Genomic DNA, 14,052 nt, shown 5'->3' with positions numbered 1-14,052 from the left:
CTGCCTCTATGGCTCAAGGAGGCAGCCAGGATAACGGCAAGCTGGAAATCATTCAAGCTGACAAGTTGCTCGGCGGAAGAGGGTTTGATCGGCTAATTGATGATGTAATCATGAAACATCAGCAATCCCTGATCTATTGTGATTCTGCCCACTTTTACCAACAAGATAATTTGGCGAAGCTTTTTGGAAGAGTCAGGATTGAGGACCAAGAAGACCCGGTAGTAGTTACAAGCAGATATGCAGAGTATGACGGTGACACCCAGTTGGCCAAACTTAGAAACAATGTGGTATTTGTAAATGACGGCACCACCCTTTACACCGATTTTTTGGACTATAACAGGGAAAATGGTGAGGCCAATTATTTCAATTCTGGCAAGGTGGTGGACAGCCTCAACGTTCTGACCAGTGAAAAGGGGCTCTATGAAACCCAAATTGAGAAAATCACTTTTACCGATCAGGTAGTGCTCACAAACCCTGATTATGTGCTCAAGTCAAACATCCTTTATTATTTTACCATACCAAAAACTTCTGAAACAGAGGGAATTACAAATATAGAGTCAGCGGAAGGGAACAAGTTGAATGCGCAAAGAGGAAGTTTTTACGATACTGAAAATAAGCTATTTAGGTTTTACGATGGGGATGTGGAAACGGAAACCAGCAAGGTATATGGGGAAATCCTCTTTTACGACGAACTAAAACAATACTACGAGGCCATCCACAACGTGGCCATCTACAATAAAGAGAGGGAGGTTGAAATCTTTGGAGAAGAGGGCAAATACTGGGAAGACCTCCAGTATAGCAAGGTGTATGGCAATGCGCTAGTACGGAAATATTTTGAGAAGGACACCCTATACATGATTTCTGACACCCTTATTTCCCAGGACAGCCCTAACCCGGAAGAAAGGTACCTGCTTTCCTACCCCAACATGAGGTTGATAAAATCCGAACTTGCAGGAAGGGCAGATTCCATGGCATACCAATATGCTGATTCCACCATATACTTGTTTGGTGACCCCGTATTATGGAACAATAAGAGCCAGATTACGGCAGACAGCATCCGGCTTCTGATAGCCAACCAGGACATAGAAAGGGCCTTGCTCAGAAGCAATACCTTTGCCATCACCAAAGATACTGTATCCAACTACAATCAGATTAAGGGCAGGAAAATGACAGGATATTTCGAGGATGGAGAGATGTCTTTACTAGATGTAGAAGGAAATGGGGAATCTCTTTACTTTGCCTTGGAAAACGACACCACAGTCAGGGGCATCAACAAATTGCTTTGTGGTAGGATTATCATGCACTTTAGTGACAACAACATACGAAAAATTGCGCACACGATTAAGCCTGAAGCCTCTTTTACCCCTCCCCATATGATTAAGGATGATATGCTGGAGCTCAAGGGGTTTCTTTGGAGGGAGGAGGAAAGGCCGGATATGAATATGATACATGCATGGAGAACCCCAAAAATTAGGGAAAAAGACCCCTTTAATTTTTTCAATGAACCAGATGTGTCCCTACCCCTTCCTGATGAGGGCGAAATACAAAATAGTATTGATGAGGTGTTCTAATGATTGTTTAAACGGCAAATATTTTTAGGTTTCGTTAGACAAAAAAGAGATTTAACGGACTTATCAGAAAAAAATTTTAAAATAGTTAACAAAATTTAACCACAGAGGTTTCTATTTTCAAAACCTATTTGGTATTTTTATACGTATATAGATGAGAAGAACGCACAATAAAAATATCGATTTCGCCTATAGACAAATTTTACATGAAAACGATTCTGTCACTTTTTTTATCACTGGTCTTGGTGTCCCTGTCCCTAGGGGAGACGACACAGGTGCGTGTATTGAGTGATAAGGTAGAATTCAATGGTAAGGTAAATACCAGTCAGCGCAAATCCTTAATCCTTCAAAATGACTCTGAAGAGGAGAAGGAGTATTTCCTTAGACACCTCAGAGGCAACATTGGTTCTACACAATCCATGAAAATCTGCCTTGGGGATAATTGCTTTGACGCAAAGAAGGAGCTTTCTAAAATTAAAATAAAACTTCAGCCAGGGGAAATTTACACAGATCTTTATCTGGAGTTTGATCTTGGCATAATTGAGACCAGAGGCACCTTTGACCTCCACTTCTTCAATACCGAAAACCCCAGGGATATGTTCATTATAGAGGGTGTCTATACGGTGTTGGCTGATGCGGATGAGAATTTGGTCAGCCACAAAGACATCGATGTGGGGGGTGTATACCCCAACCCAAGTAACAGGATAGCCCGATTAGATTACCAAATCAAAAACCCCAACGTGAATGCGAGAATTGTAGTGGATAGTTTCATTGGAAACCCTATCTACGACTTCAAGTTAGACCCCACCCAAAACACCCTGGAAATCAATGTCACTGACCTCAACCCAGGGGTATACCTCTACACATTAATCGTGGACAACAAAAATATAGTCACAAAGAAACTCGTTGTGAAAAAGTAGTGTTGTACATCCTGCATCATCTATGCGTAAACCTCTTGGTATAGCGTATATTATCTATTATATTTGCGGACTAATTATGAGAAATCAAATCATTACCCTTTTCGGTTGTCTAATTTTAACTTACGGTCTTAGTTCCTGTGGTGAGTTTTACAAGCTAGAGAAGAGTACCAATTGGGATGAACTCTACGAGGCTGCTAATAGGTATTACGATAAAAAGGAATATAACAAGGCCATTATTCTTTATGACAGGGTACTTCCTGTAATCAGGGGGAGTGGAAAAGCAGAGTTGGCGGAGTTTAATTACGCATATTCCCACTTTAGAACCAAACGATACATCGAGTCGGCAGGATATTTCAAGACCTTTCACGACACTTATAACCGAAGCCCCTTGGCAGAGGAGGCTTTATTTATGCATGCTTATGCCCTCTATTTGGATTCTCCCGATTTTAACTTAGACCAAAGAAGTAGTAAAGATGCAGTGAATGCCATTCAGCTTTTCATGAATAAATTCCCCGAATCCGACTCTTATGAAAGGGCTCTGAGCATGGTGGATGATTTGCAGGAAAGGTTTGAGGAAAAAGCCTTTGAAGAGTCCAAAATGTACTACAAGCTTACAGATGGGTTGTTTCCAGGTGAATTTTACCGTGCCTGCATCATCAATTTCCAGAATTTTGCCAAGTCCTACCCAGACAGCAAGTACAATGAAGAGTTGGCCTACAAACTTGTAGAAGTAAGTTCTGCTTATGCAGAGCGAAGTGTTTTTGACAAAAAGGAAGAAAGGCTTAAGCAGTCCATAACCTTCGCCGAAAACTTCTTCAAGAAATATCCCGACAGCAACTACGGGAAAAAGGTTCAAAACATGATCGCCAGGACAGAAACGGAACTGGACTCCCATTATAAGGTCAAAGAGGATTACGAGAAGCGTTCTGCTGAAGCCAGAAAGCGAATGCAGGAAGAAGAAGAGAGAAACAGAGAAGCAGCAGAAATGCTGAGAAATGCAGAAAATTAAATTACAAAATTAACTTTATAGAATTTATGGCCGTGAATCCATCCATAGTGACTAGAGATTTGGACAAGATTGCCGAAAAGTCAGGCAACCTTTATGAGTCCATTCATATAATATCTCAAAGAGCCAAGCAAATTTCTTCCAACATGAAGGAGGAGCTCAACAACAAACTTTCCGAATTTGCCTCCACCGTGGACAACTTAGAGGAGGTATTCGAAAACAAGGAGCAAATTGAAATTTCCAGGTTTTATGAGCGTATGCCTAAGCCCACCACCTTGGCTCTTGAAGAGTTTTTGGAGGATAAGGTGATGTTTAGGCACCCCGACGAAGAGGTTTCGGAATAAACACATGTCTTTAAAAGGCAAAAAAATACTTTTGGGCATTACTGGAGGAATTGCAGCCTACAAGTGTGCTTCCTTAATAAGATTACTGGTAAAGCAAGGAGCAGAGGTCAAAGTCATCATGACGACCTCTGCTCTTGACTTTATTACCCCCCTTACCTTAGCCACCCTTTCAAAAAACCCAGTTCTCCATGACTTTTACGACAAAGGTACGGGAGAGTGGACCAATCACGTATCTCTAGGCCTTTGGGCAGACCTGATGATAATTGCCCCCTTAAGTGCCAACACCCTCAGCAAGATGGCAAATGGGCAGAGCGATAACCTGCTGCTCACGACTTACCTTTCTGCCAGATGCCCCGTCATGGTAGCTCCTGCCATGGATCTCGACATGTATAAGCATCCAAGCGTAAGAACCAACCTCGATCGGCTTGAAGAATATCAGGTAATAGTGCTTGAGGCTGGAACGGGTGACCTTGCAAGTGGGCTTTCGGGTAAGGGCAGAATGCTGGAACCGGAAGAAATCCTTGAGGCCGCCCTTAATCATTTTGACAATCCCCAAACCTTAGAAGGCAGGACATTTTTGATAACAGCGGGTCCCACCCAGGAGGCCATAGATCCAGTAAGATATATAAGTAACCACTCCAGTGGAAAAATGGGAATTGCATTGGCAGATACTGCTGCTGCCTTGGGGGCCAAGGTCACCTTAATATTAGGACCCTCTTCTTTATCCCCCACTCACCCCGGGATTGAGGTGGTAGCCGTGACCAGTGCAAAGGAAATGTACGATGCAGCCGCTCTTCGGCACCCAATTGCCGATGTGATTATTTTTGCTGCCGCAGTAGCCGACTATACCCCTGTGACTACTTCCAGCGAAAAACTAAAAAAATCCGGGTCTGAGATGAACATCCCCCTGAAGAAAAATATAGACATTGCCGAGACACTGGGTAAAAGTAAAGGAGAAGGTCAATTTCATATTGGTTTTGCTTTGGAAACCGAAAATGAAGAAGCCAATGCCAAGGAAAAACTGGAACGCAAAAACTTTGACTTGGTGGTATTGAACAGCCTCAGAGACGAAGGGGCAGGATTTCGCCATGATACCAATAAGGTTACCCTCATTAAAAGAGGTGGCTCACCCATTCAAACAGAGGTGATGAGCAAAACTGATGTCGCCAAAAGGATTTTAAACGAAATCCCTCGTTCTAAGGCGTAGTTTTGACGGTAATTTTAACCCTTTGGGATGAAATTATATAAGCATTACTATCGTTTAACCTTAAAATGGCCTTTGTGATGAAATGCCCATGAGAAAGAATTCTCGCACAGGGGGATGATTATCTAGGGCATTCCCCCGAAACGAGTTCCCCGAAACGAGTTCGGGGCAGGCAGGGACAGGCTCCCGAAGCAAGTTCCCCGAATCGAGTTCGGGGCAGGCTATATGAGCGCTAAAAAGAAATTATAATAATATGAAAAAGTATTTCCTTTCATTATTTGCTATATGCATGTGGATCACTTGGCAATCTCCTGCCCAGCAGCTAAATTTTAACGTGACCATCAACAGCGAAAGGGCCAGGACCCAAGACAGGGAAATTTTTGACAATATGAAGACGGCCTTCGAGCAGTTTCTGAATGGGAGAAACTGGACAGACGATGAGTTCAGGCCTGAAGAACGGATTAAGGGCAACCTGCTTATCACCATTAATGATATGCCTCAGGTCGGGTTGTTTTCGGCTACGGTGCAAATCCAGACAGTAAGACCAGTCTATGGGTCGAACTACGAAAGCCTGATGTTCAATTTTGCCGACAGGAACTGGACTTTTGAATATACTGAATCCCAGCCTATGGAATTCAACCAGTTTTCTTACTTGAACAACGTCACCAGCTTGCTAGCCTATTATGCCTATATAGCCCTTGGCCTTGACTACGACTCCTTTTCCCCCAGAGGAGGCAATCCCTATTTTGAGATTGCCAGTAATATAGTGGCTAATGCACAGCAATCACCAAGGCCGGGTTGGAACCAAAATCCATCCGACAAAAGGAACAGGTACTGGCTTTCTAATGACTTGTTTGCCTCACAGGTGATGGTTCCCATAAGGGACGCTTACTACCTCTATCACCGAAGAGGAATGGATATGCTTACCACGAAGCCAGAGGAGGCCTATAAAAACATCCTGGAAGCCATTAAGAAAGTTTCCGAAGCTAACCAGGTGCAACCCAACAGCATATTGACCATTAGCTTTATGGATGCCAAATCGGACGAAATAAGCAAGGTATTAAAAGGCGCACCTATGGAAATCCGGGAGGAGGCAGTGGAAGTCCTGTTGAGAGTAGACCCCAACAATGCAAGAAAATACAACGATATCCTAAAGGGATAATCAAAACTTTTTAACTTTAATTTTTTAAACCATCAACCACACATGCTAAAGCATCTGAGTATTTCCAACTATGCCCTGATTCAAAAATTGGAGATGGCCCCGGCACCAGGGCTAAATATGATTACCGGAGAAACCGGTGCTGGTAAGTCCATCATGCTGGGTGCGGTTGGGCTTTTATTAGGAAACAGAGCCGATACAAAGGTACTGTATGACGAATCAAAAAAATGTGTCATTGAAGGTGAATTTGAAATTGCCGCATATGGACTTTCCACGTTTTTTGAGGAGGAGGAACTGGATAATGAACCCACCTGCATCATACGAAGGGAGATCGCACCATCCGGAAAAAGCAGGGCTTTTGTAAACGATACCCCGGTACGTTTGGAGGTGTTAAGACAACTCGGCAAGAGCTTGATGGACATCCATTCCCAGCATGAAAACTTGCTATTGGGTGCGGCAAGTTATCAGCTTGGCCTAATTGATGGCTTCAGCCAGTCTCAAAAGGAACAAGCTGATTACAAAGAGGCTTTTAAAAAATTCCAAGCCGACAAAAAAGCCTTTGAACGTCTTAAGGCGGATGCATTGGAATTGCAAAAAGAGGCAGACTACAACAAATTTCAGTTGGAAGAAATCTCGGCACTTTCCCTGGAGAAAGGAGAAGTTGAGCGATTGGAAGAGGAGCAGTCCATCATGGAAAATGCAGAAGAAATAAAGGCGAAAATCAATGAAATTTTCGCATTATTTGAAGATGAAAACTATGGTGCGCTCAACCACCTGTCTCATGCCGGGCAACAGTTGAAGGATTTGGGGAAATACGGAAAGTCCTTTGCACAATTGGAAGAGAGGTTCCAATCAGCCCTTATCGAGTTGAGGGACATACAGGAGACCTTGTACCAGGAAGACCAAAACGTAGAGGTGGATTTCGAAAAACTGGAAACCATCCGGGAAAAGCTGAGCAAAGTTTACCAATTGCAAAAAAAGCATGGTCTTGAGCATCCGGATGAGCTCATTGGTATAGGGGAAGAGTTGGCGGACAAAGTTTTCCAAGTGGACAACCTGGAGGAAAATTTGCGGGAACTGGAAAAAGACTACAGCCATTCAGAGAAAACCTTATTGGAAAAAGGCAGGGTATTGACAGAAAAGAGAACTTCTGTCTTTGAGGCCTTCAACAAGGAAATTCTTGCTATACTTCAACAGTTGGGTATGGAAAATGCCCAAATTCAAATCCGGAGAAAAGAAGTGCAACCGGAATCCTCAGGAATGGATGCAGTGGAATTTTACTTTTCGGCCAATAAAGGAGTAAGCCCCCAACCCCTAGGTCAAGTGGCCTCAGGGGGTGAATTTAGCCGGTTGATGTTTGCGATTAAGCACATCATGGCGGATAAGGTGGCGTTACCCACATTGATTTTTGACGAAATTGACACTGGGGTATCTGGAGAAATAGCTTTGCAACTGGTAAACATGATGAAAAAGATCTCCGCCAATCACCAGGTCATCTGTATCAGCCATTTGCCACAGGTAGCTGCAAAAGGGGATTACCACTACTTTGTCTACAAAGACAATTCCCAGGAAAAAACCTTCAGCAAGGTAAAATTACTCAAACAGGAGGAGCGGCTTTTGGAAATAGCCAAGATGATCGCCGGGGCCAATCCCCCACAAAGTGCCATCAAAAGTGCCAAAGAACTATTGGCAGGCTAAATTCCATTAAAGGAATTAGGCATAATATTAAAATATTATTCTTTATTTTTGTAGATTGTAGTTCAACCGAATACATTTCTAACCCGATTATACATCATGCCTGAAAATTTATTGAAAGGAAAAAAAGGTATTATTACTGGCGCATTGGACCAGAATTCCATTGCTTGGCAAACTGCACTAAAGGCCAAAGAACAAGGTGCCAAATTTGTTTTGACCAACGCCCCAATCGCAATGAGGATGGGGGCAATAGAAGAACTGGCAAAAGCCTGCGATACTATCGTCATCCCCGCAGATGCCACTTCTGTGGAGGACATCGAGAAACTTTATGAAGAATCAAAATCCTATTTAGGTGGAAATTTTGATTTTATCCTCCACTCCATAGGCATGTCCCCCAACGTCAGAAAAGGAAGGTCTTATGGGGACTTAAATTACGATTGGGTACAAAAATCCTATGATGTGTCCGCCATCTCCTTCCATAAAATGCTACAAGTAGCCGAAAAGAAGGACATTTTGAACGAATGGGCTTCTGTAGTAGCGCTTAGCTATATTGCTGCACAAAGGGCTTTCCCATTCTACAGCGACATGTCAGAGGCTAAAGCCGTTCTTGAAAGCATCGCCAGGAATTACGGCCTAAGGTATGGCAAATTTAAAAAGGTAAGGATCAACACCATTTCCCAATCCCCCACCAAAACCACAGCAGGTTCCGGAATAGACGGGTTTGACGACTTCTTCGATTTTGCGGATTTGGTTTCCCCACTAGGCAATGCATCTGCTGAGGCCTGTGCGGAATACATTATCACCCTGTTTTCCGACTATACGCGTATGGTCACCATGCAAAACCTATTTCATGACGGTGGGTATTCCTATACGGGGATTTCCCAAGAACTCATCAATAAGTTTATGGGAAAATAGACAGAAAGGTTACGGCTAGGGTAACTTTATTACCCATGTCGAGGACCTTACACCAAATATTTCAATAGCATCCCGGGCCTGTTTCCCTTTCGGAGACAGGCCTGAAATTTATTAAAACAAGGCGTGGATGGTATGGTGCTACATGGCCTTGAATACTTCCTTGCCAATAGAAAAAGATAAGGATTTCGAATTAGGGACTGACATCAACTACGCTGCTTTGATAAATCGCTAAGCCCCTTCAAGTTAGAATTAGCAATAAATTCTTCACCTTACCCAAAATGACATGCATAGTATTAAAGTAATCTTCCTTTTAGGTATAATCTTATCCTCCATTGCTCCCCCGGCTTTTGCCCAATTGGCCATTGAGGGGGAAAGGTTCAAGTTAAACCAGCAGCCCTTTGACATGTGGGGGATCAGGGTGGCAAGTGCCTCACAGTCGGATGAACTGACGGAGCACCTTATCGACCAGCTGGATGACTACAAGGCGCATGGGGTAAATACCGTAACCTTATTCTTACAGGGCTCCTCAGGGGCCTATAGTGAGCCATTCAGGAAAAACGGAAAAAAAGTAGATGACTCTCACTGGACAAGAGTAGAAGAAATAGTGGCCGCCTGTGAAGAAAGGAATATGGTTGCCATTATTGGTATTTTTTACCAAAGGGTGATGGCCAATATGTCAGGGGACTTACAAATCAAAAATGCAAAAGGGGTAGAAAATGCTGTCAAAACAGTGGCAAAAAAACTAAATGGAAACCCAAATGTGATCCTGAACATTGCCAACGAGCACAATTCCTCCTATTATAAGAAATGCGAGTTCTATGATTTCAACGACCCCCAAAATATGATTGACCTATGCAGATTAGCAAAATCCAACGCACAGGACCTTATCGTGGGAGCAGGCGGATATCACGATGACAGCAATGTACAGATCGGCAAATCGGAACACGTTGAAGTGCTGCTCTTTGACACCTTCGATGATGATGTGGAGAATGGGCAGCACAGTAAATGGCACTATGATTACTTTAAGGCCAACGGGGTACCTGATAAGCCCATTGTAAATGTGGAAATGTTTGGGGGATGGACAGGAAAATTTATGCCCCCGGGAGTCTATCCCCCCGAGGGACAGGCCGTCCATTTCATCGATGTGGATGAGGCTGCTGAAATCCCTGGATTGTCTGTGTTTTTCCACTCCAACCCATGGTGTCAAGGGGGCAAGGTAGGTACAGTGGGAGGGACCAACCGATATGATTTAGCAGGTGATGGTTCAGCAGAGGATCCCGGCATCCGGTGGTGGTTTGAATATGTGCGAAATATCCGGAACCAATAAGAACCAATATTTAGTTGGATGGGGAAAAATTTTTTTTACCCATTGATTTTTTCCTATCCACTCATTAACAATGCCTTACAAATTTTTTTTGAAAAGTTTTTTATTTCAATTAATTATTATAGATTTAAATTATGTTTTTTACTAGCATAAATTTGTGATTTATTGTTACCCTAAAGATGGATTAGGGGTTGTATTTATGTTGTTTACACGATAATCCTTTCAATTATGGGAAAGCATTTACCTCTATTTCTGCTTTCACTACTCTTTCTAGTAGTTTCATGTGAAATATTTCAAGGACCAGAAGGCCCACAAGGAGAGCGTGGCCCTCAGGGTGAACAAGGGCCTCCCGGGGAACAGGGACCAGAGGGGCCTCAAGGGGAACAAGGGGAGCAGGGACCACAAGGTGAAACGGGAAACCCCGGTAGGCCCGGAGAACAAGGCCCCCCCGGGGAGCAGGGACCTCCTGGGGAACCAGGAACCCCCGGGGAGCAGGGACCTCCTGGGGAACCAGGAACCCCTGGGGAGCAAGGACCTCCGGGGGAACAAGGAACTCCGGGTGAACAAGGGCCTCCAGGTGCCGAAGCCACATTATTTGTAATTGGGGGGCATAATTTCATCAATTCAGCAAATATGTTCATTACTCTACCTGGCCTAGGACCCCAAATTGATAATTTGATGATATTCGTTTATTTAGTAAATACGGATTTTGGCCTCATCTATCCCATACCAGGAAAAGGCAATGCGGCAAACAGCACCTATAGAGTTTGGTGGTTGAGGGTTTCGAACAACATAAGTGTGAGAATAGATAGGTTTGAAGGACCGGGTGAAAATTATGGGGAAGTGAGGGTAGTTACCATCCCAATAGCCAATTCCCCGAACTCCAGAACCAAGTTGCCGGACATTGATTTTGACAATTATCAGGAGGTTGTAAAGTACTTTAACTTGTAATTTACAAACACATCTTCCTTGGAAAACTCATTCCGATCCTTTTTGATGGCACAAAAAGGATCGGTTCTTTTATTGGTAGGTGTAGGTGTTAAGCCTTAATGACCTGCATAGGTTTTTGAAATTGGATAACAACCCATTGCTCCCTTTCGGCCTCCTTTTCTTTTGCTAACCCTAACTTTTCTGCCAAATGGACCAGGCCGGAAGTATTCTCCCGGTAAAACCCACTGATAATCAACTTTCCACCAGGATTCAATATTCCAACATAGTGACTCATTTCCTCCATTAGGACATTCATATTGATATTTGCCAATATTACATCGAATGGACCTTTGGGACCAACATCAAGGATGGTACCTTTCTCCATTTTCAGAAGCAGGTCATTGATAGCGAAATTTTCGTTTCCGTTTTCCACACACCATTCATCAATATCGAAGGCCTGTATGAAGTTGGCCCCCATTTTAGCAACAAGGATGGCCAGAATACCTGTTCCTGACCCTACATCCAACACTTTTTTGCCTGATAAATCCTGCTCCAAAAGCAAACGCATCATCAGGTAAGTAGTTGCATGATGACCTGTACCAAAGGACATTTTAGGGTTGATCACTATTTGATACCTTACATCATCTTTTGGAGCATGAAAGGAAGCCCTGACATACACGTCCTGGCCTATCAATATAGGATCGTAATTTTTCTCCCATTCCTCATTCCAGTTCACTTTGTGAACAACATCCTGGACATACATTATGTCTGCATCCGAATATTTTTGGAATACCTCCTCGCAGGCCTCCTTGTCGAAATGCGGTTCGCCCACATAAGCTTCTATACCATTATCCGTTTCCATAAATGACTCGAAACCAACAGCGGCCAGTTCAGCAATCAATATTTCGTCAAAGGGTGGTGCACAGGTAATTCTAAAAACCAGATAATCCATTATGGAGAGTTGAAAAACCCCAACCACGCTGCTGGAGGGAAGCGTAGTTGGGGTTTAGAATGGGTAATTTAAAATGACTTGATAATATCCACGAAATCCCTACTTTTCAGGGAGGCACCGCCTATCAAGCCTCCATCCACGTCGGGTTTGGAAAAAATTTCTTCCGCGTTATCCGGCTTGCAACTTCCTCCATACAGGATGGAAATCTCTGAAGCCAAGGCTTTTCCAAATTTTCCGGCAAGGTGTTTCCGTATGGCAGCGTGCATTTCTTGAGCTTGCTCTGAACTTGCCGTTTTACCTGTGCCAATAGCCCAAATAGGTTCGTAGGCAATGACAATTTTTTTCATTTCACCCTCCGAAAAACCAAACAGGCTTTCGGTTAGCTGTTGGGTCACGTACTCCACATGATTGCCTTTTTCCCTAATCTCAAGGGGTTCTCCGCAGCAAAAAATCGGCAAAAGCCTGTTACCCAATGCCTGCTTTACCTTTCCTGTCAACTCCTCATTGGCCTCCTTGAAATACTCTCTTCTTTCGCTGTGCCCGATGATTACATAGGAAGCCCCGATAGAGGCCAACATGGAGGCAGAAACCTCGCCGGTATATGCCCCAGCGGATTTGTCGGAACAATTTTGTGCTCCCAGGAAAATATTTCCCGCATCACCTATGAGTTTCTTCACAGATTGAAGATGCACATAAGGAGGATTAAGGACAATGATCACCTCACCCTTTACTTCGTCCTTTACCATGTTTACGATTTCCGAAGTGAGCTTCTGCCCCTCTTCAAGGGTTCCATTCATTTTCCAATTACCCGCCACTATTTTTTTTCTCATGATAAATTCTTTAAGGTTTTATATATTTACAGAAGGTTTCTGCTCAAGAGGCCTAAATTACGCAAAATGTCACTTTTAGAAAAAAGAAACCTCGGGCATATGCCGAAAAAGAAAATTTCACCCCTAAAAGCTGAAGAAAAAATAGCTGCATACTGTGCCTATCAAGAGAGGTGCAAATCGGAAATAAAAACTAAATTGGAGGAATATGGATATCCGGAAGAAAAGGTGGATCTCCTTCTCCAACGCCTTGCGCTTGAAGGTTTTCTTAATGAAAACAGGTTTGCATCAGCTTTTGTAAGGGGTAAATTTAGTATAAAAAAATGGGGTAAAGTTCGAATAAGACAAGAGCTTAAGCTCAGGGAAATCCCTGAAATCTACATCAAATCCGCATTAAACGAAATAAATGAGGAGGAGTATTGGGAAACCCTGATTTACCTGACCGAAAGAAAGTGGCGACTAACCAAGGAAACCAACCCCCTGAAAAAAAAGGCGAAAGTACAACGGTTTCTTATGTTCAGGGGATTTGAGCAGGATCTGATCAAAGAAGCCATGGATCAGGTCAATGAGGAGACTTCATGACAAAAACATCTCCATACTCCTTAGGGATCACTTCCAGAACATTTGCCAGCACCAATTTGACCAGGGTTTTTGAAGCCATATAGACTGGGATTTTTGCCAGTTTCATGTATTCTTGAAGGGTAATGGATTGCTTTTGTTCTAGGGCCTTAACTAGTATTTCCTCCTTTCGGCCATATTTGAATACTATATCCGAATTCCATTGTTGCCGTTTTAGGATCTGCCACATTTCCCGGCTTGCCTGTATGCTCTTATCCTCTACCCGAATAAAGGCTTTTTTCCTGTTGTTTTCCCATAAATAGTGTGGCCTGTCTTTACTCCTTGGCACCTCGTAGATGGCTACCCCCTTTTTCTGACTTACTTCTAACTTAAAAGTAATCACTTGGATGGGAGGGGAAATCATTTCTTGTATGGCTTTGTCCAGGGCATAGATCTCCTCTTCAATATATTTGTGCCCACTTACTGTACCGTCATCATCCACTCCCAACAACAGGTAGCCCCCTTTTGTATTGGCCAATGCAATAATTTCCCTGACGATTTTTTCTGGGTGCGCCGCTTTTTTCTTGAATTCTATGGTAAGACCCTCCCCTTGCTGGGCAAGCCTTTCTACCTGCCGGAGATCCATCGCT

At 43.3% G+C, this 14,052-nt stretch carries 14 protein-coding genes; 11 read left to right on the top strand and 3 right to left on the bottom strand.

Annotated elements, in window-relative coordinates:
• Window positions 1-8 precede the first annotated feature (8 nt).
• The 10 genes from DB520_RS05800 to DB520_RS26525 all read left to right on the top strand — a co-directional run bounded on the left by DB520_RS05800 (window position 9) and on the right by DB520_RS26525 (window position 11,086).
• Window positions 9-1,571, top strand: a complete 1,563-nt coding sequence (locus DB520_RS05800) for an OstA-like protein (protein WP_394340928.1) — start codon at window positions 9-11, stop codon at window positions 1,569-1,571.
• A 203-nt stretch (window positions 1,572-1,774) separates the two neighbouring features.
• Complete coding sequence (locus tag DB520_RS05795) at window positions 1,775-2,488, top strand: T9SS type A sorting domain-containing protein (RefSeq protein WP_114748647.1); 714 nt, start codon at window positions 1,775-1,777, stop codon at window positions 2,486-2,488.
• Between the two features lie 76 nt (window positions 2,489-2,564).
• The gene (locus tag DB520_RS05790; RefSeq protein ID WP_114748646.1) at window positions 2,565-3,497 is read left to right on the top strand and encodes an outer membrane protein assembly factor BamD; all 933 of its coding nucleotides are present in this window, start codon (window positions 2,565-2,567) and stop codon (window positions 3,495-3,497) included.
• 26 nt (window positions 3,498-3,523) lie between these two features.
• Window positions 3,524-3,838 carry a DNA-directed RNA polymerase subunit omega gene (locus DB520_RS05785; protein ID WP_114748645.1) on the top strand — a complete coding sequence of 105 codons (315 nt, stop codon included), beginning with the start codon at window positions 3,524-3,526 and terminating at the stop codon, window positions 3,836-3,838.
• Between the two features lie 4 nt (window positions 3,839-3,842).
• Window positions 3,843-5,045: a bifunctional phosphopantothenoylcysteine decarboxylase/phosphopantothenate--cysteine ligase CoaBC gene (gene coaBC / locus DB520_RS05780; RefSeq protein ID WP_114748644.1), complete on the top strand. Its 1,203-nt coding sequence runs from the start codon at window positions 3,843-3,845 to the stop codon at window positions 5,043-5,045.
• A gap of 250 nt (window positions 5,046-5,295) precedes the next feature.
• Window positions 5,296-6,204, top strand: coding sequence for a type IX secretion system protein PorD (porD, locus tag DB520_RS05775; RefSeq protein WP_114748643.1), 909 nt, complete (start codon window positions 5,296-5,298; stop codon window positions 6,202-6,204).
• Window positions 6,205-6,246: 42 nt separating this feature from the next.
• Window positions 6,247-7,899, top strand: a complete 1,653-nt coding sequence (gene recN, locus DB520_RS05770) for a DNA repair protein RecN (protein WP_114748642.1) — start codon at window positions 6,247-6,249, stop codon at window positions 7,897-7,899.
• Between the two features lie 96 nt (window positions 7,900-7,995).
• Window positions 7,996-8,811, top strand: a complete 816-nt coding sequence (locus DB520_RS05765; RefSeq protein ID WP_114748641.1) for an enoyl-ACP reductase FabI — start codon at window positions 7,996-7,998, stop codon at window positions 8,809-8,811.
• Window positions 8,812-9,094: 283 nt separating this feature from the next.
• A complete protein-coding gene (locus DB520_RS05760; protein WP_114748640.1) occupies window positions 9,095-10,138 on the top strand; it encodes a cellulase family glycosylhydrolase in 1,044 nt (347 codons plus the stop codon).
• Window positions 10,139-10,363: 225 nt separating this feature from the next.
• Entirely contained in the window at window positions 10,364-11,086 is a 723-nt protein-coding gene (locus tag DB520_RS26525; protein ID WP_157971947.1) for a collagen-like domain-containing protein, read from the top strand.
• An 88-nt stretch (window positions 11,087-11,174) separates the two neighbouring features.
• On the opposite strand, the gene prmA is transcribed toward DB520_RS26525, so the two are convergent.
• Both prmA and tpiA read right to left on the bottom strand, forming a co-directional pair.
• Window positions 11,175-12,017, bottom strand: a complete 843-nt coding sequence (prmA, locus tag DB520_RS05750; RefSeq protein ID WP_114748639.1) for a 50S ribosomal protein L11 methyltransferase — start codon at window positions 12,015-12,017, stop codon at window positions 11,175-11,177.
• A gap of 68 nt (window positions 12,018-12,085) precedes the next feature.
• Entirely contained in the window at window positions 12,086-12,847 is a 762-nt protein-coding gene (gene tpiA / locus DB520_RS05745; protein WP_114748638.1) for a triose-phosphate isomerase, read from the bottom strand.
• Between the two features lie 99 nt (window positions 12,848-12,946).
• Between tpiA and DB520_RS05740 the strand changes: the two genes are divergently transcribed.
• On the top strand, window positions 12,947-13,426 hold the full coding sequence (locus DB520_RS05740) for a regulatory protein RecX (protein WP_232834859.1): 480 nt from the start codon (window positions 12,947-12,949) through the stop codon (window positions 13,424-13,426).
• Here DB520_RS05740 and DB520_RS05735 read toward each other — a convergent pair.
• On the bottom strand, window positions 13,407-14,048 hold the full coding sequence (locus tag DB520_RS05735) for an AlbA family DNA-binding domain-containing protein (RefSeq protein ID WP_114748636.1): 642 nt from the start codon (window positions 14,046-14,048) through the stop codon (window positions 13,407-13,409). The two genes, DB520_RS05740 and DB520_RS05735, sit on opposite strands and share 20 nt — an antisense overlap.
• Window positions 14,049-14,052 lie beyond the last annotated feature (4 nt).

It is taken from the genome of Pleomorphovibrio marinus (assembly GCF_003347495.1).
In the GTDB taxonomy this organism is placed as follows: Bacteria; Bacteroidota; Bacteroidia; order Cytophagales; family Cyclobacteriaceae; genus Pleomorphovibrio; species Pleomorphovibrio marinus.
The sequence above is the reverse complement of the archived record's forward strand: the minus strand, read 5'-3'. Positions and strand labels throughout refer to the sequence as shown.

What these genes read in the sequence shown, in the direction of transcription:
- prmA (WP_114748639.1), bottom strand. Translation starts at nt 12,017, where the DNA reads ATGGATTATCTGGTTTTTAGAATTACCTGTGCACCACCCTTTGACGAA.
- DB520_RS05795 (WP_114748647.1), top strand. Translation starts at nt 1,775, where the DNA reads ATGAAAACGATTCTGTCACTTTTTTTATCACTGGTCTTGGTGTCCCTG.
- DB520_RS05765 (WP_114748641.1), top strand. Translation starts at nt 7,996, where the DNA reads ATGCCTGAAAATTTATTGAAAGGAAAAAAAGGTATTATTACTGGCGCA.
- DB520_RS05800 (WP_394340928.1), top strand. Translation starts at nt 9, where the DNA reads ATGGCTCAAGGAGGCAGCCAGGATAACGGCAAGCTGGAAATCATTCAA.
- DB520_RS05790 (WP_114748646.1), top strand. Translation starts at nt 2,565, where the DNA reads ATGAGAAATCAAATCATTACCCTTTTCGGTTGTCTAATTTTAACTTAC.
- tpiA (WP_114748638.1), bottom strand. Translation starts at nt 12,847, where the DNA reads ATGAGAAAAAAAATAGTGGCGGGTAATTGGAAAATGAATGGAACCCTT.
- porD (WP_114748643.1), top strand. Translation starts at nt 5,296, where the DNA reads ATGAAAAAGTATTTCCTTTCATTATTTGCTATATGCATGTGGATCACT.
- DB520_RS05740 (WP_232834859.1), top strand. Translation starts at nt 12,947, where the DNA reads ATGCCGAAAAAGAAAATTTCACCCCTAAAAGCTGAAGAAAAAATAGCT.
- DB520_RS05735 (WP_114748636.1), bottom strand. Translation starts at nt 14,048, where the DNA reads ATGGATCTCCGGCAGGTAGAAAGGCTTGCCCAGCAAGGGGAGGGTCTT.
- coaBC (WP_114748644.1), top strand. Translation starts at nt 3,843, where the DNA reads ATGTCTTTAAAAGGCAAAAAAATACTTTTGGGCATTACTGGAGGAATT.
- recN (WP_114748642.1), top strand. Translation starts at nt 6,247, where the DNA reads ATGCTAAAGCATCTGAGTATTTCCAACTATGCCCTGATTCAAAAATTG.
- DB520_RS05785 (WP_114748645.1), top strand. Translation starts at nt 3,524, where the DNA reads ATGGCCGTGAATCCATCCATAGTGACTAGAGATTTGGACAAGATTGCC.
- DB520_RS26525 (WP_157971947.1), top strand. Translation starts at nt 10,364, where the DNA reads ATGGGAAAGCATTTACCTCTATTTCTGCTTTCACTACTCTTTCTAGTA.
- DB520_RS05760 (WP_114748640.1), top strand. Translation starts at nt 9,095, where the DNA reads ATGCATAGTATTAAAGTAATCTTCCTTTTAGGTATAATCTTATCCTCC.